Source organism: Natroniella acetigena, from assembly GCF_023227745.1.
GTDB lineage: Bacteria > Bacillota > Halanaerobiia > Halobacteroidales > Halobacteroidaceae > Natroniella > Natroniella acetigena.
The window spans coordinates 52,581-72,709 of record NZ_JALKBX010000006.1 but is presented as its reverse complement, the minus strand read 5'-3'; the positions used below and the strand labels follow the sequence as shown (position 1 = coordinate 72,709).

At 33.9% G+C, this 20,129-nt stretch carries 21 protein-coding genes and 1 pseudogene; all 22 read left to right on the top strand.

What is annotated here, in order from left to right:
- A pseudogene (locus tag MWH25_RS02845) lies at positions 1–375 on the top strand (RNA-guided endonuclease IscB); the annotation flags it as partial.
- Between the two features lie 97 nt (positions 376–472).
- Positions 473–1,273, top strand: a complete 801-nt coding sequence (locus MWH25_RS02840; protein ID WP_248625573.1) for an MIP/aquaporin family protein — start codon at positions 473–475, stop codon at positions 1,271–1,273.
- A 30-nt stretch (positions 1,274–1,303) separates the two neighbouring features.
- Positions 1,304–2,803, top strand: a complete 1,500-nt coding sequence (gene glpK / locus MWH25_RS02835) for a glycerol kinase GlpK (RefSeq protein WP_248625571.1) — start codon at positions 1,304–1,306, stop codon at positions 2,801–2,803.
- 429 nt (positions 2,804–3,232) lie between these two features.
- Positions 3,233–4,708, top strand: coding sequence for an NAD(P)/FAD-dependent oxidoreductase (locus tag MWH25_RS02830; protein WP_248625569.1), 1,476 nt, complete (start codon positions 3,233–3,235; stop codon positions 4,706–4,708).
- Positions 4,701–5,975: an NAD(P)/FAD-dependent oxidoreductase gene (locus MWH25_RS02825; RefSeq protein ID WP_248625567.1), complete on the top strand. Its 1,275-nt coding sequence runs from the start codon at positions 4,701–4,703 to the stop codon at positions 5,973–5,975. Before MWH25_RS02830 ends, MWH25_RS02825 begins: the two co-directional genes overlap by 8 nt.
- A complete protein-coding gene (locus MWH25_RS02820) occupies positions 5,975–6,340 on the top strand; it encodes a DUF1667 domain-containing protein (RefSeq protein ID WP_282706863.1) in 366 nt (121 codons plus the stop codon). Before MWH25_RS02825 ends, MWH25_RS02820 begins: the two co-directional genes overlap by 1 nt.
- Positions 6,341–6,485: 145 nt before the next feature.
- Positions 6,486–6,878 carry a dihydroxyacetone kinase phosphoryl donor subunit DhaM gene (dhaM, locus tag MWH25_RS02815; RefSeq protein ID WP_248625565.1) on the top strand — a complete coding sequence of 131 codons (393 nt, stop codon included), beginning with the start codon at positions 6,486–6,488 and terminating at the stop codon, positions 6,876–6,878.
- Positions 6,879–7,147: 269 nt separating this feature from the next.
- A complete protein-coding gene (locus MWH25_RS02810) occupies positions 7,148–7,309 on the top strand; it encodes a thioredoxin family protein (protein WP_248625563.1) in 162 nt (53 codons plus the stop codon).
- 397 nt (positions 7,310–7,706) lie between these two features.
- Positions 7,707–8,567 (top strand): NAD(P)/FAD-dependent oxidoreductase, encoded by an 861-nt coding sequence (locus tag MWH25_RS02805; RefSeq protein ID WP_248625561.1) that lies wholly within the window; start codon positions 7,707–7,709, stop codon positions 8,565–8,567.
- Positions 8,568–8,890: 323 nt separating this feature from the next.
- Positions 8,891–9,292 (top strand): hypothetical protein, encoded by a 402-nt coding sequence (locus MWH25_RS02800; protein WP_248625559.1) that lies wholly within the window; start codon positions 8,891–8,893, stop codon positions 9,290–9,292.
- A gap of 362 nt (positions 9,293–9,654) precedes the next feature.
- Positions 9,655–9,930, top strand: coding sequence for a flavodoxin domain-containing protein (locus tag MWH25_RS02795; protein ID WP_345947220.1), 276 nt, complete (start codon positions 9,655–9,657; stop codon positions 9,928–9,930).
- 233 nt (positions 9,931–10,163) lie between these two features.
- Positions 10,164–10,460, top strand: a complete 297-nt coding sequence (locus MWH25_RS02790; protein ID WP_248625557.1) for a DUF2325 domain-containing protein — start codon at positions 10,164–10,166, stop codon at positions 10,458–10,460.
- 266 nt (positions 10,461–10,726) lie between these two features.
- Entirely contained in the window at positions 10,727–11,191 is a 465-nt protein-coding gene (locus MWH25_RS02785; RefSeq protein ID WP_248625555.1) for a hypothetical protein, read from the top strand.
- A 119-nt stretch (positions 11,192–11,310) separates the two neighbouring features.
- On the top strand, positions 11,311–12,072 hold the full coding sequence (locus MWH25_RS02780) for a DUF4198 domain-containing protein (RefSeq protein WP_248625553.1): 762 nt from the start codon (positions 11,311–11,313) through the stop codon (positions 12,070–12,072).
- 15 nt (positions 12,073–12,087) lie between these two features.
- Entirely contained in the window at positions 12,088–12,810 is a 723-nt protein-coding gene (gene pssA, locus MWH25_RS02775) for a CDP-diacylglycerol--serine O-phosphatidyltransferase (RefSeq protein WP_282706862.1), read from the top strand.
- A gap of 491 nt (positions 12,811–13,301) precedes the next feature.
- Entirely contained in the window at positions 13,302–13,730 is a 429-nt protein-coding gene (locus tag MWH25_RS02770) for a Fur family transcriptional regulator (RefSeq protein ID WP_248625549.1), read from the top strand.
- Positions 13,731–14,416: 686 nt separating this feature from the next.
- Positions 14,417–14,632, top strand: a complete 216-nt coding sequence (locus MWH25_RS02765) for a hypothetical protein (protein ID WP_248625547.1) — start codon at positions 14,417–14,419, stop codon at positions 14,630–14,632.
- Between the two features lie 467 nt (positions 14,633–15,099).
- The gene (locus MWH25_RS02760; RefSeq protein ID WP_248625546.1) at positions 15,100–15,327 is read left to right on the top strand and encodes a FeoA family protein; all 228 of its coding nucleotides are present in this window, start codon (positions 15,100–15,102) and stop codon (positions 15,325–15,327) included.
- A 29-nt stretch (positions 15,328–15,356) separates the two neighbouring features.
- Positions 15,357–17,123, top strand: a complete 1,767-nt coding sequence (locus MWH25_RS02755) for a FeoB small GTPase domain-containing protein (RefSeq protein WP_248625544.1) — start codon at positions 15,357–15,359, stop codon at positions 17,121–17,123.
- 26 nt (positions 17,124–17,149) lie between these two features.
- Positions 17,150–17,785: a class I SAM-dependent methyltransferase gene (locus MWH25_RS02750; protein WP_248625542.1), complete on the top strand. Its 636-nt coding sequence runs from the start codon at positions 17,150–17,152 to the stop codon at positions 17,783–17,785.
- Positions 17,667–18,707 (top strand): lysylphosphatidylglycerol synthase transmembrane domain-containing protein, encoded by a 1,041-nt coding sequence (locus MWH25_RS02745; RefSeq protein WP_345947217.1) that lies wholly within the window; start codon positions 17,667–17,669, stop codon positions 18,705–18,707. Before MWH25_RS02750 ends, MWH25_RS02745 begins: the two co-directional genes overlap by 119 nt.
- A gap of 212 nt (positions 18,708–18,919) precedes the next feature.
- Positions 18,920–20,035: a YibE/F family protein gene (locus MWH25_RS02740; protein ID WP_248625538.1), complete on the top strand. Its 1,116-nt coding sequence runs from the start codon at positions 18,920–18,922 to the stop codon at positions 20,033–20,035.
- The last annotated feature ends 94 nt before the right edge of the window (positions 20,036–20,129 follow it).

The window sequence follows — 20,129 nt, the reverse complement described above, 5'->3', positions numbered from 1 at the left end:
AATCTGGAAATCACTAATGGGGGTGATACTGCTAACAAACGGATTGAAAACAATATAGATAAATCTCATAGCAATGACGCTATATGTATTACTAGTCTATTGCCTATCGATAATGTTGATATAAAAGAATATATCATTAGACCATTGAGTAAAAAGTCTAAAGCTAAAATAAAAGAGTTAAAAAGGTTTAAACAAAGGTACATTAAAAGAGATGGAACAGAATATGTAGGTTATATTACTTCATTAAGAATAAAGAATAATAAATATAATTCAAAAGTGTGTAATTTTAAAACTTTTGCAGGCAAAACTTATAGAGGATATGGTTTTAGAAATTTAAAATTATTAGATAGACCAAAAGGGTTGATGTTTGCTTAAATTAATATTTTGGATAAAAAATAAAAGGTAGGGAGGTGAAACCTGGTTATAATTAATTTTATATAGTTTTGAACAGTTTTTTATAACCAGGAGAGTTATGAAACAGGAAAATTTAATTGGTGAATGTTTATCTGAGATGTTGGGAACAGCTATTTTACTTTTTTTTGGAGCAAGTGTAGTAGCTAATGTAGTCTTGATGCAAGCTGATATTAGCTGGTGGGCTTTATCTTTATTATGGGGTTTAGGTGTAACAATGGCAATTTATATTACTGGTGGTGTTTCTGGAGCTCATATTAACCCGGCAGTATCAGTTGCATTAGCTGTTGTTGGTGATTTTCCTTGGAAAAAGGTGATTCCTTACTCTATTGCTCAGACAAGTGGTGCTTTTTTAGGAGCAGCGGGAGCTTATTTTATTTATGCTGAACAGTTTGTAGAAAAGACAGCAGGAAATATGACGATTTTTCATACAATTGCTCAACCGAATATTTCTAATCCACGAGCAATGATGATTGAGTTGATCTTAACTGCAATATTATTAATGGGAGTAATTGCTATGACTGAACCTTTGAATAGTACAGCACCTAAGGGTCTGGGACCTGCTATTGGGATTGGATTATTAGTAGCAGCAATTGGTGGTATTGCTGGAACATTGACTGGTTTTGCTATTAATCCAGCTAGAGATTTTGGTCCTAAATTATTTACGGCACTGGCAGGTTGGGGTTCGACTCCCTTCACCGAACATAATTTCTACTTTTGGGTACCAATTGTTGGCCCGTTATTAGGAGGTCCACTAGGTGCTATTATTTATAAAAAGTGTGTAAGAGTCTATTTACCTGAAGTAAAACAAAATGAAAAAGTTAATTCTTCTGAAACTGTAAAAATTACTGAATCTGTATAAAATAGTAGAATAGAGAGGAGAAAATTAAAGATGGAAGAGTATATTTTAGCTATAGATCAGGGAACCACCAGTTCTAGAGCAATAATTTTTGATCATGGTGGACAAACCGTTAATACAGCGCAAAAGGAATTCAAACAGATTTATCCTCAGCCAGGTTGGGTTGAACATGATGCTAATGAGATTTGGGGTACGACTATTGGAGTAGTAGCTGATGCTTTAGGAGAAGCTGATATTAGAGCTGAGCAGATAGCAGGGATTGGGATTACTAATCAGCGGGAGACAACGGTTGTGTGGGATGTAGAGACTGGAAAGCCGATTCATAACGCTATTGTATGGCAGGATAGAAGGACTGCTAATATCTGTGATCAATTAAAGAAAGAAGGGTTGGAGGAGCAGATCAGGGCCAAAACTGGCTTGGTAGTAGATGCTTACTTTTCAGGGACTAAGATCAAATGGATCTTGGATAATGTTGAAGGGGCTAGAGAGAAAGCAAAAGCAGGTAAGTTAAGATTTGGGACGGTTGATAGTTGGTTAATTTGGAGATTAACTGGAGGCGAAGTTCATGTAACTGACTATACCAATGCTTGTAGAACATTAATTTATAATATTCATCAACTTGAGTGGGATGATGAGTTATTAGACATTTTAGAAATTCCTAAATCAATGTTGCCTGAGGTTAAATCTAGTAGCGAGATTTACGGTAATACCATTGACTCTCACTTTTTTGGGGAAGAAATACCAATTGCAGGAATAGCTGGAGATCAACAGGCTGCTACTTTTGGGCAAGGTTGTTTTGAAAAGGGAATGGCTAAGAATACTTATGGAACTGGTTGTTTTTTATTACTAAATACAGGTGCAGAAGCAGTAAGCTCTGAAAATGGTTTATTAACAACGATTGCTTGGGGACTTAATGGAGAGGTCAATTATGCTTTGGAAGGCAGTGTCTTTATTGCTGGAGCAGCTGTGCAGTGGTTAAGAGATGAGTTAAACTTGATTAATGAGGCAGCTGATTCTGAATACTTTGCTACTAAAGTTGACGGGACTAATGGTGTTTATGTAGTACCTGCCTTTACTGGCTTGGGAGCTCCTTATTGGGATATGTATGCTCGAGGAGCAATTGTAGGTTTGACCAGAGGGACAAATAGAAATCATATGATTAGGGCTACTTTAGAATCTTTAGCTTACCAGACTAAGGATGTTTTAGAAGCGATGAAGGCAGATTCTGGTTTGGAGTTGAAGGATTTAAAGGTTGATGGTGGTGCCTGTGCTAATGACTTTTTGATGCAATTTCAAGCAGATGTCTTAGGTTCTACTGTTGAACGACCTGAGATTACGGAGACGACTGCATTGGGTGCTGCTTATTTAGCAGGATTAGCAGTTGGATATTGGGAAGATAAAGATGAAATTTTGGGTAAGAGAAAGGTTGATTGTCAGTTTGAGCCTGAGATGGAAGTAGAAGAACAAGAAGAATTATATGCGGGTTGGAAGAAAGCAGTTGAACGTGCTAAGGCTTGGGAGGATGCGGAATAGCTTCACAATGGACAATTGACGAAATGTACAATTTGCAATTAAAGAGAGAACTCCTAAAAGATTAAGATTGTTAAAAAAGATTTATGGTTAGAGTGATTTTGAGTTTAGGTTTTAAGGTTTTAGCTGTACATTGTAAACTGTAAATTGTACATTGATATAAACTTAAGCTATATAATTGCATAATCTTCAAAGTGGTGAGAATAAAATGAGATACCACATTCTAAGAACAAGGGGGGAGTATACCTACTTTGGTTCTTAGGGTGTGGTATCTTTTCTTTTAAAAGAGTGAAGCTATGTTATAATTATGTGTCAGTGTCAGTAAAAAATCAAGTTCAAAACCTTTATGTTTTAAAGGAGTTAGCGGGTTTGAATTTCACAGACACAGACTACTGACACTATATATCAATAAAGAAAAGGGAGGAATTAATTTTGAAGCAGAAAACGGAAGTGTTAATCATTGGGGGAGGAGTAGTGGGAACTGCTATTGCTCGTGAATTATCAAAATATAGATTAGATGTAATTTTAGTAGAGAAAGAAGCAGATGTCTGTACGGGTACAAGTAAGGCTAATACCGCTTTATTACATGCTGGGTTTAATGCAGATGTTAATACACTTAAGGGTAAGTTAAATGTTCGAGGGAATGAACTTTATCATCAACTTGAAAAAGAGTTGGATGTTCCAATTAAATGGATAGGGGCACTAGTTGTTGCTAAGAAGGAATCAGATATGGATAAACTAGAAGAGTTGTTAGAGAATGGTCAACAGAATGGAGTTCCTGACTTAGAGATTATAGAGAGAAAAGAGTTATTTGAGTTAGAACCAAATTTAAATCCTGACTCAATAGCCGCTTTATATGCTCCAACTGCTGGAATCGTCAATCCCTTTGAATTGACTGTAGCTTTTGCTGAAAATGCAGTTGAGAATGGGGTGGAGGTATTATTAGAATCAGAAGTATTGGATATTGAAGAGCAAGATGATTATAAATTAGTAAGGACGGCTCAAGGTGATATTGAGGCAGAGTTAGTGATTAATGCTGCAGGATTATACTCTGATAAGCTAGCCAATATGGTAGGGAGCGATGATTTTGAGATCACTCCACGTAAGGGTGAGTATTATTTATATGACAAGAAGTTAGATATAGATGTTAATCATACTATCTTTCCTGTACCGACTGAAGTTAGTAAGGGGATAGTGATTACTCCTACTGATGAAGCGAATTTATTGATTGGCCCTAATGTTGAGGAAGTAGAAGATAAGAGCGATCTTGCTAATACTAGAGAAGGATTAGATAAAGTAATGAGAGGAGCTCAAGAGACAATTTCTGACTTGGGAATGAATGGAGTTATTAAGGAGTTCTCAGGTTTGCGGGCAGCAATTAAAGAGACAGAAGATTTTTTGATTGAAGCTAGCGAAAAGGTAAGAGGATTTATTAATGTAGTAGGGATTCAATCACCAGGTTTAGCGTCTGCTCCTGCAATTGCAGAGATGGTAGTAGAGATCGTAAAAGATGAGTATGGTCAACTAGAGCTAGATACAGATTTTAACTCTGATCATCAAGGGATACCTAGATTCAGGCATATGTCCCATCAAGAACGGGCAAAGTTGGTAGAGCAGAATGAAGATTATGGTGAGATTATCTGTCGCTGTGAAAGTGTAACCAAAGGTGAAATAATTGATGCAATTAGAGGGCCAATAGGTGCTAGAACGGTCAATGCAGTAAAGAGAAGGGTTAGACCAGGTGCTGGAAGGTGTCAAGGTGGATTTTGTGAGCCGAAGGTTGTAGATATATTGGCTGAAGAGTTAGGGATTGAACAGACGGAAGTGAAGTTGGAAGGGAAGGATTCACAGCTATTAATAGAACCGGCAAAAGAGTCTTTACAAAAAGGGGTGATAGATAGTGAATAAGCAGAGTTATGATTTAGTTGTAATCGGTGGTGGACCAGCAGGCTTGGCAGCAGCTCAGGAAGCGTATGACCAAGGGGTTAAAGATATATTAATTATTGAGCGTGATTTTGAATTGGGTGGGATTTTACAACAGTGTATCCATAATGGATTTGGGTTGCACCATTTTGGTGAGGAGTTGACTGGTCCAGAATATGCTCAGCGTTTTATGGAGAGTGTAGCTGACAGAGGGATTGAGATTAAGTTAAATACAATGGTCTTAGAAGTAACTCCCGAGAAGATGGTTTATGCTATTAATTCAACAGAGGGTATGTTAGAGATTGATGCTCAAGCTGTAATCTTAGCTATGGGGTGTCGAGAAAGGACAAGGGAGGCAATTGGAATTCCAGGAAGTAGACCAGCGGGAGTCTTCAGTGCAGGTACTGCTCAAAGGTATATTAACATGGAAGGATATTTACCTGGAAAGAAGGCTGTAATTGTAGGTTCGGGTGATATTGGGTTGATTATGGCTCGGAGAATGCATTTAGAAGGTGCTAGTGTAGAAGCTGTTTTAGAGATAATGCCATTTTCAGGCGGGTTGACTCGTAATATTATTCAGTGCTTAGATGATTTTGATATTCCTTTAAGATTGAGCCAGACTGTAACTAAGATTCATGGGAAAGAGCGGGTAGAAGGGGTTACAGTTTCTAAAGTTGATGATAATTTAAGACCTATTCCTGGAACAGAGTACTTTGTAGAGTGTGATACTTTACTATTATCAGTTGGATTAATTCCAGAAAATGAATTATCTATGGAAGCAGGAGTAGAGTTGGATTCAGCAACAGGTGGGCCAATAGTTAATGAGGGTAGAGAAACAAGTATAGAAGGGATTTATGCTTGTGGTAATGTTCTTCATGTCCATGATTTAGTGGATTATGTAACTGAAGAAAGTAAGTTAGCCGGCAAGACAGCAGCTTATTTCTTACAAGATAAGATTGATAAGAGGAAGGAAAGGGTAGAGGTAATAGCAGGTAATGATGTAAGTTATGTTGTTCCTCAGCAGATTACAGATAAAGTTGCAGATAGAAAGAGGGTTGATCTTTATTTAAGGGGCAGAAGACCACTAGAGAATGTTAGAATAATCATTAAGGATGGAGAGCAAGAACTGTTCAATAAAAAAGAACGAGTTATTAAACCAGCAGAGATGATTACTGTACCACTATCAGAGAAGATGATAGATGACTTAAATAGTGAGCAGATTGAGATTAAGATTGTAAAGGAGGGGGCATAATGAAGCAGGAGCTAATTACTTGTATTAGTTGTCCTATAGGATGTGATGTTGAATTTGAAGTTGTTGCAGGTGAGATTAATAATATTGAAGGGAACCGTTGTCCAAAAGGGAAAGATTATGTTATTACTGAATACTTTAATCCAACTCGAATATTACCGACGACTGTTAGGGTTAAAAGGGGAGTCTTACCTTTAGTTCCAGTTAAAACTGAAGAGCCAATTCCCAAGAAATTATTAGAAAAGGCAATGAAGGAGCTAGCTAAGGTTGAACTAGAAGCTCCTGTTAAATTAGGTGATGTAGTGATTAAAAATATTCTTGATACAGATGTAAATGTGGTAGCCACACGAGATTTGGCTAAAAGATAAAAATAGTGATAAATTACCTCCAAGATTTTATTTAATATGAATATTATAGTAGTTCGCAAAATATTTATATTATAAGCTTTATTGAAAATGATCTAATTTAAATTTCAGGAAAATAAATCTTTTTTTGGAGGGGGGCAACAGAGAAATGGTTGGAATAGTAGTGGTGTCACATAGCTATAAGATTGCCCAAGGAATTGAGGAATTAACTCAAGAGTTGATTCCTCGGCAGATACCTTTAGTAGCTATTGGGGGGATTGAAGATGGAAGAATAGGAACAGAAATAGATGAGATTATAGAAGCAGTGAAAAAGGTCTATTCTCAAGAGGGTGTTATAATTATTGGTGATGTTGGTAGTGCATTAGTTAATTCTCAAATGGCTTTAGAGTTGCTAAGTCTGGAGGGGTATGATGCTGTGGTTGTTAGTAAAGCAGCATTAGTTGAGGGGACTATGGTAGCAGTAATTGAAAGTAATTTAGGAAAAAGTTTAGAGGGGATTAATCAAAAAATAGAAGAGCAACAGGTAGTTGAATTAATTTGAGAACCTTTTAAAAGGTTCTCAAATTAATTTTTAGGGTTATTTAATTAAAATTTAGAAAATTAATATTTATAAGCTACACTAGAATATGAGATGATATTAACATAATTGGTTGTATAATGTCTTGCAAAAACCGTATCCATAAAAACCATATCTATTGTCAATTTTGTGTTAGGACATTTGTCCTCCCAACCTTTAATATACAATATATAGTGGGCGGTCAAATGTAATGACACTAAATAAGGACACTTTGTACTGTTTTAACCGGACAAATGTCCTTATTAGGTATTGATGCAGAAATTGAAAAGGTAGAAGATATGGCCGAAATAGCTAAAGCTGGGATTATGAGTACTCCTGCTTTAGCAATTAATAACGAAGTTAAAGTTAAAGGTAGAGTACTAAGTAAAGATGAAATTAAAAAATTACTTAAATAATAACTAAGAAGGGGGATATATTATATTATGTATCCCCTCTTTTTATATTTTAGTTTACAGTTTACGGTGTACAGTTTACAGTTAAGATCAAAATCTTAAAAGCTTAAAACTTCTAAAAATAATTAGGGTTATGGGTTTAAAGTGGTTTTGCTCTTAAGGTTTTAAGGTCTTTAACTGTCAACTGTAAATTGTAAACTGTACACTGATATAAAGTGGCAAAGTGCCACTTTATATCAATGATAAATTAGTTGGAAAATTATGTATTGAATTAACGCACGTAATTTGAGTTTTAGTTTTAATAAATCAAACATCATTAAATTGGAATTTACTCTTAAATATATAAACATACTCTGGCATAATGATGGTTAAAGCTAATTTTTAAGTTGAGGTGATAAAGATGTCAAATGAAGTATATGAAATTGCGATTGTTGGGGCTGGTCCAGCTGGGATGTCAGCAGCAATTAATGCTAAAGCTCGTGATAAAGATGTTGTTATCTTTGAGAGTAGTCAAGTGGCTAAAAAGATTGGATGGGCTCCTCATGTGGATAATTATCTTGGTTTTAGTAAAGTCAGCGGAGAAGAGTTGGCGGAGCAGTTTATTGATCATATTAAAGAATTAGAGATTCCAGTTATTAAAGAGAAGGTTGTACAGATCTTTCCTATGGGTGATCAATTAATGCTAACAACTAACGGAGAGAGTTATCAAGTTAAAAAGTTGATTTTGGCTATTGGGGTTGTACAAGAAGCTAAGATTTTAGGGGAGGCTGATTATGTAGGGCAAGGAATCAGTTATTGTGCAACTTGTGATGGAAGGTTATATAAAGACAAAGAGGTATTAGTGATTAGTGATAGTGCTCATCATGAAGATGAAGCAAACTTTTTAGCTGATATCTGTGAAACTGTTTATTATATTCCTCAGTATGAGGAGATTAAAGATTTAGATGATCGAATTAAGGTAGTCAGGGAGAAAGTTAAGGAGATAACTGGGAAAGATCTTGCTGATAAGGTTAAAACTGATCAGCAAGAATATGAAGTTGATGGGATCTTTATTTTAAGGGAGACTGTTCCTCCTTCAGAAATAGTAGCTGGATTAGAGTTAGATGGAAAGTACATCAAGGTTGATCGAGAATTTAAGACCAGTGTTCAAGGAATTTATGCAGCAGGAGATTGTATAGGACGACCATTACAGATATCTAAAGCGACTGGGGAAGGTCAAGTAGCTGCTTTGAAGGCAATTGAGGAGCTTGCTCAGGAGTGAAATATAATATTGTGGTACTGAAAGTGCCACAATATTGAGTTGACAGTGTACAGTGGATAGAAAAAATCTAAGAGCTGATTTTTTCATCACGAAGGGTTCAAAGAACCCGAAGGATATGATCAAAACCTTGAAAGCTTTAGAATTAGGGGGTTAGAGTGGTTTTAAATTTAGATTTTTAATTGTCAACCGTCAACTGTTCACTGTACACTGATATAAAGTGGCAAAGTGCCACTTTATATCAAAAAAACTCCAATTATTTGCTGAATAAAATCTATTTCATTTGAAGATAATGATAGCAAAAGGGCATAAAAGTTGGTGATATTATGTTCTGCAAATTAGCCGTAGTCGGTTTGGGAGATGTAAGGAAACAAGACAGAGGAGTTACTATTTATCTATTGGATAAGTTGAAGGAGACTTTTTCTCAAAAACTAGATATTTTATTCATTAATGCTGGTAAGACTGGTGAAGATCTGTTTGATGTTTTACAAATTATTAAAGCAGAAAGAATTTTGGTTTTAGATACGATGAGAGAAATAGTTAGACCAGGAGAATTAGATTATTTAAAAATAAGACCTAAAGATCCTATTGATTTAAAGGAATTGTTAATGGTGACTATTGGAATTGATAATGACGGATGGGGAAATGGGTTATCTGAAACTGTTAATGTTAAGTTTTATGATATACTAGATAAGATTTCAAATGTGATTTTCAAATTACTAGGATAGGTTTAGACCAAGTTTGAGTTGGGATATTAAAATTCAACTCAAGCTTGGTTTATATTAATTTAACTCTTGACAATACTGGAAAAATCGGTTATAATAAAAATGAAATTGAAAATCATTATCACCCAAATAGTTTGAGTGATATATCTTTTAAAAAATTATCTGAACTACATTATTAAAAAGTAGAGTGAAAGTTTACTTAATCTTAAAAAATTAATTAAAGAAAGATAACTTTTTTATTGATAATGAACTTCATTATCAATAAAAAAGGGGAGGTGTGAAATGAAGAAGGCTATTGTTGTTTATGGTTCGACTACAGGAAATTAGCAGTTAAGGTAGAGGAAGTTTTAAGTGATAGCTACGATATTGCTGCTAAAGATGTTGGTGATATAGCTGGGGAGTTACAAGATGAATTCTTAGATTTTTATGATAATCTATCTGGAGTTGATCTTGTTGGTAAACAGGCTGCTGTTTTTGGTCCAGGTGATAGTTCTTTTGGAGAAGATATATTCTGTAAGGCTGTGGATATATTAGAAGTTAAGTTAGAAGAGTTAGGAGCAGAAGTTATTATAGAAGGTTTTAAATGGGATGGAGAGGCGAAAGATAAAATTGAAGATTGGGCCAATAACTTATCAAATTAACTTTCTGCAAATGGAGGAGAAGAGTATGGATAATTTAAATGGAAATTCATCCCCTCCCTAATTCAAGGGAGAGGCTTTCTTTCCAGTAGTTGTAATTTAGAGTGTACTTGCAGCAAAGAATGGAAGATATATGGAGATAAATTAATTAAATTTAGATTAGCTTTGTGATTATATTAATTTGTATGAGATATAGACTTTAAATAAGATTTATAACTGAGAAAGGAGGAGCTATTATGTCAGTCTTAATTATTGGAGGAGATAATTTAGGAAAAATTCCAGCTAAATTGACTAAGTTAGGTGCTGAATTAATTAGGCATACAACAGGTCGAAAATGTAAAAACTGTGTTATCCCTAGTGATACGGATATGATTCTTGTGCTAACTGACTACGTTAATCATAATTTATGTGAAATGGCTAAGTGTAACGCAAAAAAGTGCCAAATTCCAATACTATTTAGTCGTCGTTCTTGGTCTTGTATCTATAAAAAATTAGAGTTTACTAATCTGATTCAAAAATTTGTAAAAGTATAACATATTAAAGTGTCAGTGGTTGTGTCTGTGTCAGTAGTTAGTAGGCTGTCAAGATTAACCCCCTATAATACCAAAAATCACCTTGGATTAATGCGGATAAATATTTAGTGAAATCCAGTTAAGTTCATTTTAACTTGCAATTTATATATGAGAGATTTAATTGAAATTTAATTGACATTAATTATAAGAAAGGTTATTATTTATTTAGGCTTGAAATTGAAAATCATTTTTATTTTCAATTAATTATTAAGAGGAGGAATTTTATTATGAAGAAATCATTAATCAAAGCAGTATCAATTTTTGTAATGGTGGGTGTTCTAGGTGTAGCAGGCTGGCAGTTAGTACAACCAGAAGTTACTAATGCAACAAGTTGGAGTTATGAGAATGCCGATTATCGAGGTACATTTTCAGATAGGGGAATTGATCAGGTCAGTGTTCAGTTTACGCTAGAGGATAATATTATAACTGACATGAGTTATAGACATTTAGCACATAGTGATATAGATTATCGTCAATTGGATGAAGAACATGCTTTATACCCTATTGTAGAGCAACATGATCAAGTTATAGACTATTTAGTAGGCAACGATGTTAGGACAAGTCTTGATGCACTTTATGAGCCAGGAACAGTTGTAGAAGACATTGATTCTTTCTCAGGAGCTACTTTAAGAGGTGGTAAGATAATTTCAGCTGTTAGAGATGCTCTCAATAGAGGGCCTTATAGATATTAATAGATTAAATGTTATATAATCTATTAAGGTTTGTAATAGCTTAAGGGATTATATATTTTTAAGTAAGATTAAATTTAGTAAAAATATTAATATAACCATTACTAAGGGAGTTGAAAATCATGTTTGAAAAAAGAAGGATTATTGTGTTATTATCATGTATAATGTTATTATTTTCTTCTACTACAGCTTTTGCTCATTCTGCTTGGATTGAACTTCCCTTAACAGCTGAATTGGAAGAAGAAATAAAATTTGATACTTTTTGGGCTGATCCCGATGATGAGATTGAGGAACGGGATTTGACGGAGTTAAGCCTTAGATTAAGAAAACCTAATGAAGAAATTGATGATGTAGATTTAATCAATCGACAGACATTTTTTGAATCAAATGTAGAGTTTGAGCAAGAAGGGGAGTATACATTCTTTGCTGTTAGACCTCCTGCTAGATATCGCTTGTCTCAGTATCGTGATTTTGCTAAGAGCATTACTTGGGTAGGGGAAGATAATGGTGTTCATCAACCTGTCGGACTTACTGTAGAGATAGTTCCTCTCTTTTCTGCAGAGCAGATGCAAAGTAGAGATGAAATAGAGGTTGAGGTGCGTTATAATGGTCAACCATTACCGAATGCTAAAATCAAGTTGGTTCAATCTATTGAGCCCGAAGGAAGGAACTATCCTGATCTTCATAATGAGTCAGAGTATGAAACAGTAATTGCAGATAACAATGGTCGAGCTGATTTAACTGTAGATCGTAATTATAATTATATTCTTAAAGCTAGGTATGAGGCTTCAGCCAGTGATGTTGAAGATGAGTTAGATGAAGATCTCAGCTTTTTCATTAGAAGAGTTATCTTTAGATCTACTCTATTTTTACCTGCAATCTAAAGTGAGGTGAGTTATATGTTTAAATTAGAAAAAAGATTTTTATTTCCCAATTTGATAACCAGTTCAAATCTTTTTTTTGGATTCTTGAGTATTTTAATGTCATTAGAAAAAAACTTTACAGTGGCTGCTTGGCTGATACTCTTTGCGATAATATTTGATGGTTTAGATGGAAAGGTTGCTAGGAAATTAGAAGGCTATAGTCAGTTTGGGAAAGAATTTGATTCATTTTGTGATGCAGTCTCTTTTGGAGTGGCACCTAGTATTTTAATCTATGCAACAATGACTGCTGAAAGTTATTTTAAGGCAGTAATTATTCCAGTAGCATTTTTATTTATGTTAGCTGGTATTATCAGACTTGTTAGATTTAATATTGAGACCGAACTTTCTGCAAATAAGGGGAATTTTATCGGGGTGCCGATACCGGCTGCAGCTGGCTTATTAGCTTCCTATTATATCTTTACAAATGCAGTCTGGGGCCAATTTTTAGGGTTGAAGTTATTTTTAGGGATGACTATTCTTGTCTCTGTTTTAATGGTAAGCAATTTATCACATCAAAATATCTCAAATTTATTGTTTGTGATAGGTTATAAATATGCTATTGTTCTTTTAGTAGTGACAATGATATTTGCTGAGTATTTAGTTTTTCCGTTATTTGTTATCTATATTTTAATTAATCGCCTACAGGATCTTAAAGCTAGTGTTGGAGATTATGTAAGTTCTATTAATCAAGGGAAGTAGAGCTGTGAACCCTATTAAGATTGAGAAAGAAGAATTTATTTTATCTGCAATATAAAGTGAGGTGATAATATGGGAGGCTGTTATCAAATTTAATATTGGTAGGAATTGTAGCAGTTATAATTTATCTATTACTTGAGAAAGTAGGTATTTTAGGAGATGATGATTCTTATTGCCATTAGGGAAGAACTTTTTAAAGGTCTTCTCTAATTTTTTATCGTTTAGGAACTTATGTTTTTTTGAAGATTATGGATATTTTTTAGTTTTAAGATTTTTAAATGGGTTACTTAGACTTAACCTTAACTACGAGCCTTTTAGACTGTACATGATTATTATCTTCATCGTACTGAAATTTTCACAACATTAATTAAAGAGCCCATTTAATTAACTATATTTAAAAAATGGGAAACCTCTATTTTATTTAATAAGTTGACATTAGTTGATTAATAAGTTATAATTAATAATAAGATAATTATTAATTAGTAGGTGAAAATATGGGAAATAAAACACAAGAGCTAAAGAATATTTTGGATACAAATAATTATAAATTAACTTCTCAACGGGATTTAATCTTGCAGATTTTAGCGGATAATGAGGGTGAACATTTAAGTGCTGAAGAGATTTATAATATTGTTAAGCAACGAGATTCAGGAATTGGCTTAGCAACAGTTTATCGAACCTTAGAGTTATTTGGTGAATTAGGTATTGTCCAGCAGTTAAATTTTGATGATAATTGCCGGCGTTATGAGTTGGAAGAAAATAATAATGAACACCATCATCATTTAATCTGTATTGATTGTGGAGCAGTAATTGAATTCAATGATCAGATTTTAGAAGAATTTGAAACTGACTTGGAGAAAAAGTATGATTTTTTAGTGACTGAGCATAGTATTAAGTTTTATGGCTATTGTGAAAATTGTTAATTAGCAGTGGTCTTTTTTCAAAAGTTTGATTGAGAATGGGTATCATTTTTTTGTTTCTGTTTTAGGTTTATCAGTAGTTTTTGACGCTCCACGGGGCAAGCCCAACGTGGATTCCTCATTCCTAGAAACGAGCCTATGTCAACCTAATATCAATTATTAGATTTGGTAGGTCTTACAGTTTCTCCAGAGGCTTAGAATCCCGTACGCCCTACGGTACTGACGATTAAGGAATTCTGATACCTTGAATATTTTATGTAGCAAAGGAGCTTGGTTATCGCTTAATTCTTGCTACAACCCTATATATTCAGTTGTTAGATTTACCTTAACTTATTATTAGTATATCATATTTCAAAAATAATATCGAATTATTTTTGAAATAGCACTTACATCCTGAGGGCAAGCCCGTCAGGTTTTACGTGCAAAAGATTTATAACTAAAGCATAGTAAGGTTTTATTACTTCAAGGTTTATAGTTAATAGGTACTAAGTAAATTTACATAATATCATGGTAATTTTTGAAATTATTATCATTGACACCTTTGGGATGATATGGCATTATATTAGGTAGTGATAATCATTTTCGTTCTATTTTTTTACTTTTAATTGAGAATGAATTTCGTTGTGAACTATTAATAGATTATAATTGAAAATTCATCTGAATTTACTTGAAAAAGAGGATTTGATCTCGTGAAAAAAGGTTATACTATTTTGTTTAGTTTTACTGTTACTATAAACTGTTGTTTAAAATATTATCATGTTACTAGGGTAACTAATGAAGCTTCAAAGCTTGAATTAATCGATATAAATCTAGAACAGATTACAGATGGAAGCTATGTTGGTAGATATTTAATGAGGATGGTAACTGCTGAGGTAGAAGTAACAATAGAAGATTATGAAATTTAATCGATTGAATTGTTAGAACATGAACATACTGCTGGTCATGCTGGTTCGGCAGTAGCTGATAGTGTCTTATTTGAACAGAGTCTTGAGGTAGATGTTGTAACTGGACAATCAGTAGTAAAACAATACTGAAAGCAATAGAAGATGCTTTAAATAATAAATAAAGAGAAATTTAGAGAGAACATGAGGTTACTATGAGTCTTCCAGCTAAAAGAAATTATTAGTAATGAGAATATTTAATTGTATGATGTCTTGTAAAGGTTGATGGTTTTAGTGTTTTGATTGTGTGATTTTGAACTCCCTACGGGTCTTAAAAAAACAAGACCCTTCGTGAAAACCATAAAAACCATATCCATTGTAAATTGTACACTAAGACGGGGGTGTAGAAAAATTTACTCATCCGCGAAGTATTGTAACAACAGGCTTTTAATTTAGCTGAGAGCGTTGACTATTAAAACGGAGGTGTTATGATGTTTTTATATGATTTAAAGAAGGAGCAGGCTTGTAGAATAGAACAATTACCAACAATTCCTCTTTTGAATTCTTTGGGATTAAGAGAAGGAATGAATGTATCTATTAAATCTCATCAGCCTTTGGGTGGGCCAATTGTTATCCAAATAGGCAGAAGAAGTGTTGCTGTAGCAAAAGATATTGCAGAGGAAATTTCAGTAGAAAAGATAGAAAAAAATATTTCATAAGAGGCTATATAGAATAGGGGGCAAACTAGGTGGACTGTCATGGTGTAGAAGAAGAGAAAATAGAAGTAGGAAGAGATGAATTAAAAATTTTATTGATGGGAAATCCGAATGTTGGAAAGAGTGTTTTCTTTTCAAAGTTGACAGGCAGAGAAGTTATGTCATCAAATTATAGTGGTACTACAGTAAGCTATACTCATGGTAAAATGCAATATAGTGATAAGCAAGCAACATTAATTGATGTGCCAGGTACTTATTCCCTAAAGGCAACATCTCCAGCTGAAGAGGTTGCAGTAGATTTTTTACAAGATGGTGAAGTAGATGTAGTTGTCTGTGTTTTAGATGCTACTAACTTAGAAAGAAATTTAAACTTTGCTTTACAGGTGAAGGAATTTGGATTACCTGTAGTTTTTGCTTTGAATTTGATAGATGTTGCCCAAAATCAAGGGGTATCGATTGATGTAGATAGGTTAGAAGAAGAATTAGAAAGACCAGTAATACCTACTGTAGCTATTCGTAATGTAGGGATGAAGGAGTTATTAGAAGAGGTTTGGAAAGCAAGTGCAGATCAAACTCAATTTAATGAGCAAGTATCGGTAACAGAAGATGAAAGGTGGCAAGCTGTAGGGAGAATAGTGGAAGAGGTTCAGGAGGTAGAACATAGACATCCTACTTTTCTAGAAAAATTAGGAGATTTAGCAGTCAAACCTGTTACTGGTATTCCTATAGCTTGTTTAGTTTTACTCATAGCTTTAGTGATTGTTGTCGGGGGAGGTAAAGGTTTAAGAGCTGTTTTCTTTTTACCATTTGTAGACAATATTGTTGTTCCCTTTTTTAGAAGTATTGTTTCTATTTTTATAACAGAAGGGTTGTTATTCAATGTTTTAGTAGGGGAGTATGGTGCACTTGTAAAGGGGATTGAATGGCCTTTTGCTTTGGTATTACCTTATGTATTCTTATTTTATATTGTTTTGTCCTTTTTGGAGGATAGTGGTTATCTTCCGAGGGTTGCGGTACTGCTGGACTCTACTTTACGTAAACTCGGTATTCAAGGTGGTAATATTGTCCCTCTAATTATGGGATATGGATGTGCTATTCCAGCAATATTAGGGACAAGGGCCAATACTAGCCCGAAAGAAAGATTAGTTACATCTTCTTTAGTAGTGTTAGCTGTTCCCTGTTCTGCACAGGCGGGAGCCTTTGTTGCTTTGTTGGGAGATCATTCTATTTTAGCTTTAGTATTAGTCTATCTAATTTCCCTTGCTGGTTTATTATTAGCTGGAGTAATATTAAATAAGGTAATTCCTGGAAAGTCTGATCCTATGTTGTTAGAGATACCACATTTATTGTTACCAGATAGAGAAGCACTGTTCAAGAAGATATGGCTGCGGACTAAATCATTTATGATAGAAGCAGAGATGCCTATATTATTAGGAGTAGGTTTTGCTGCTTTATTGGTTGAAGCTGGATTGCTAGAATCGATTAATAGTTATCTAGCACCATTAACAACAGGATGGTTAGGTCTTCCTACTGAAGCTACAATGGGACTTATGTTAGGAATTATTCGTCGGGAATTGGCTGTTTTACCTCTGTTAGAGTTAGATTTATCCACTTTGCAAATAGTTGTTGGTTCTGTAGTAGCTTTATTTTATATTCCTTGTATTTCTGCATTAGGGGTTTTAATTAAAGAATTTGGAGTTAAGATAGCTATAACTATAGGTTTCGTAACTACATTTATTGCTATTTTTGCTGGCGGTTTAATTAATCAAGTTGTTAGTTTTATTGGAATATTACTTTAATTATTAATAGAGGTAGGGTGAGAAAGTTGGGGATTATACCTGTATTAACAAAGAAGATTGAGAAATGGGCATCTTATTTTCCTGTTTCTCATTATTTATTAGGAATATATTATAATAAAAAAGTGAAAAGAGAAATTGAATTAAGTGATATTTGTAATGAGGATAGAGTTCTTTGTATTGGTGGAGGTTCTGTTCCTTGTACTGCACTAGAAATTATGAAGAGAACAGGAGCTTCTGTAGATATCGTTGATTTAGATCCAGTAGCAGTAAGGAATTCTAAAAGGTTAATAGAGAAGTTGGATTTAGATGACAAGATAAATGTGATCCAAGCAAGAGGAGAAGAGGTTGATCCTAGAGGGTTTACAGTTATTCATGTGGCATTACAGGCTTATCCTCATGACCAGATTTTGAAAAATATTTTATTTAAACTTTCTGAAGGAGCTAGGATTTTATTAAGAAGTCCTAAAGAGTCACTCAACAAGGTGTATAGTACTTTAAATCAAGTTTATCCTACAGGAGAATATCAATGTGTAGAAAAAGAGTATGGAAAGGGAGCAGCAGTATTGTTATTTATTGACCCTGAAGGGGGTAATGAGGATGAAGAGAGTTTCACTATTTATAGTGGGAATACTGCTGGTATTTCTAATTCTATGGCAGGCTGATTTTTATGAGGTTTTAGAGGGTTTAAAGGACTTTTCGATCCCCCTTTTAATAACTACATGCCTATTACAACTGATAACAATTCTAACAATTAATTTTCAGTGGTATAAATTAGCTATTCAGATGGGAGAACGGATACCTTTAAGGAAGATATTACATATTAATTTAATAGGAACTTTTGTAGAGAGTATTACTCCTTCCAATAAAGCAGGAGGGGAGCTAACTAAGGTATTATTGTTGAGAGCAAAGTTGAGTTTTTCTACTAGCAAGGCAACAGCATTAGTAACATTACAGAAGACGATTAGTAGTACTGTCTTTATTTTTTTAAATTTAATAGCTATTATGTGGTTTCTGCTTACTATTAAAAGAGAGGGGCTTCATTTACAGGTTTTATTAATTATTTTTTTTTGTGGAGTATTGATTTTAATTTTAGCAGGGTTATTTATTCTTTATCCAGCCAAGTTTTATAATCTGATAGCAAAAATACCGATTAGTGAGAGGATAAAAGGAAAGATTGAAGACACAATTTTTATGCTCAGAAATAATTTAAAAGAAATAATAGAAAATAAAAAAATTCTTTGGGAACAGATATTGTTGTCATTATTAATATGGATTTTATTTCCAATAAAAGCTTATTTGATTATAAAGGGATTATCAATAGATATAAGTTTTGTTGCTGCGGGAGTAGTAACCTATTTAACCTATATGGTGGGAATGCTTCCTCTTTTGCCAGGAGGAGTAGGTACTGTTGAAGGCAGTATAGTCTTTTTTTTACTGCCTATGGGAGTTGCTGCCTCTGATGGTATGGCTGTGGCATTAATATTGAGATTTGTTACTTTTTGGTTTGTATTCTTGCTGAGTGCGTGTTATATGGGCTATCAAGAGCTAATAAAAGTTGTTAGAAGTAAGCGTATAGCTAAATAAAAGTAAAGAGAAAGTAATTAAATGTCCATTTTTTATTAAGTGAGGGCTTTGCTCGTTTAGGAGCATTAATCTTAATTTAAGTACTCAATTTTTGTGCTTAAACCAGTTTGATTTTAATAAAAATAGTATATATAATTAGATTGAATTAGTAAAATCATTATTCTGTTTTAGAATCAGAATAATGATTTTTTATTATAGAAAGGGTGGGTGTTATGATTAGATTGCCAAGGAAATTGATAATAATTTTAATCTTAGTGGGTTTAATCTTCTCTATTACTATAGATAATATTGCTTTTGCTAGAGAAATTGAAGAGCAAGAGATAGAGGAGTATTATCGAGGGAAAGTTTTATTTGTTCAAGAGCTTGAATCAGAAAGCTATTCGAGGATGGTTGAACAAAGGGCTGAGGTGTTATTAACAACTGGCCCTCATCAAGGGGAGAGAATAACTGTTACGAATACTTATGAAGAAGGGAATACATACTTAAGCCTTTATTTAGAAGAAGAACAAGATGTTATTTTGGTTTCTAGGGATAGAGAGGGCCAACTTGATCAGATTTATTTGCATGATGTTGCTCGGGATCGCGGTTTGTTTTATTTAATTATTATCTTTATGTTATTATTGCTGATAGTTGGAGGAAAATCTGGATTAAAGACGATTATAACTTTAGTCTTTGCGGGATTGATTATTGGTAGGTTTATGCTTCCTTTATTATTGGAAGGCTATGATCCTATTTTTATAACTACAGTTTCAGCAGTTATAATTATAATACCTACTTTGTTAATTATTGGAGGAATTAATGAAAAGTCTTTAGCAGCAATTATAGGTACAGCTACTGGAGTAGGAATAGCTGGTCTTTTGACTTTATGGGTAGGAGAACTATCACATTTGACCGGTTTTAATAGTGAAGAAGCTATGATGTTATTTAATTTAGATCAGGATATAAATATTAGAGGCTTGCTTTTCGCAGGGATAATTATAGGCTCTTTAGGGGCAGTTACAGACGTTAGTATGTCTGTAGCATCAGCTATTTCTGAAATTAGTAATAATAATCGGAGACTGAGGGTTTCTGATTTGATGTTGGCTGGTCTAAATGTAGGGCGTGATATTATGGGAACAATGGCCAATACATTGTTGTTAGCTTATGTAGGTAGTGCAATACCGTTGCTATTGTTATTATTGGGTGTAGAAATGCATTGGATGAGGATTATTAATATGGATATCATTGCGACGGAGTTTGTAAGGGGGATTACAGGTAGTATTGGCTTAATTATTTCGATCCCTGTAACGGCTTTTGTAGCAGCCGTTTTAATGGGGGAAAATAAGTAAGATAGCAACACCAGTGGAAAATTTTAACTAAATTTTCTTGTAGCAAGGGTTTTGAGGTGTTAGTATTGAAATAATTGATATTAAAGAGCAATTT

Excerpts from the sequence above, each read along its gene's own strand:
- MWH25_RS02840 (WP_248625573.1), top strand. The coding sequence starts at position 473 with ATGAAACAGGAAAATTTAATTGGTGAATGTTTATCTGAGATGTTGGGA.
- glpK (WP_248625571.1), top strand. The coding sequence starts at position 1,304 with ATGGAAGAGTATATTTTAGCTATAGATCAGGGAACCACCAGTTCTAGA.
- MWH25_RS02820 (WP_282706863.1), top strand. The coding sequence starts at position 5,975 with ATGAAGCAGGAGCTAATTACTTGTATTAGTTGTCCTATAGGATGTGAT.
- dhaM (WP_248625565.1), top strand. The coding sequence starts at position 6,486 with ATGGTTGGAATAGTAGTGGTGTCACATAGCTATAAGATTGCCCAAGGA.
- MWH25_RS02810 (WP_248625563.1), top strand. The coding sequence starts at position 7,148 with ATGTCCTTATTAGGTATTGATGCAGAAATTGAAAAGGTAGAAGATATG.
- MWH25_RS02805 (WP_248625561.1), top strand. The coding sequence starts at position 7,707 with ATGTCAAATGAAGTATATGAAATTGCGATTGTTGGGGCTGGTCCAGCT.
- MWH25_RS02800 (WP_248625559.1), top strand. The coding sequence starts at position 8,891 with ATGTTCTGCAAATTAGCCGTAGTCGGTTTGGGAGATGTAAGGAAACAA.
- MWH25_RS02790 (WP_248625557.1), top strand. The coding sequence starts at position 10,164 with ATGTCAGTCTTAATTATTGGAGGAGATAATTTAGGAAAAATTCCAGCT.
- MWH25_RS02785 (WP_248625555.1), top strand. The coding sequence starts at position 10,727 with ATGAAGAAATCATTAATCAAAGCAGTATCAATTTTTGTAATGGTGGGT.
- MWH25_RS02780 (WP_248625553.1), top strand. The coding sequence starts at position 11,311 with ATGTTTGAAAAAAGAAGGATTATTGTGTTATTATCATGTATAATGTTA.
- pssA (WP_282706862.1), top strand. The coding sequence starts at position 12,088 with ATGTTTAAATTAGAAAAAAGATTTTTATTTCCCAATTTGATAACCAGT.
- MWH25_RS02770 (WP_248625549.1), top strand. The coding sequence starts at position 13,302 with ATGGGAAATAAAACACAAGAGCTAAAGAATATTTTGGATACAAATAAT.
- MWH25_RS02760 (WP_248625546.1), top strand. The coding sequence starts at position 15,100 with ATGTTTTTATATGATTTAAAGAAGGAGCAGGCTTGTAGAATAGAACAA.
- MWH25_RS02745 (WP_345947217.1), top strand. The coding sequence starts at position 17,667 with ATGGAAAGGGAGCAGCAGTATTGTTATTTATTGACCCTGAAGGGGGTA.
- MWH25_RS02740 (WP_248625538.1), top strand. The coding sequence starts at position 18,920 with ATGATTAGATTGCCAAGGAAATTGATAATAATTTTAATCTTAGTGGGT.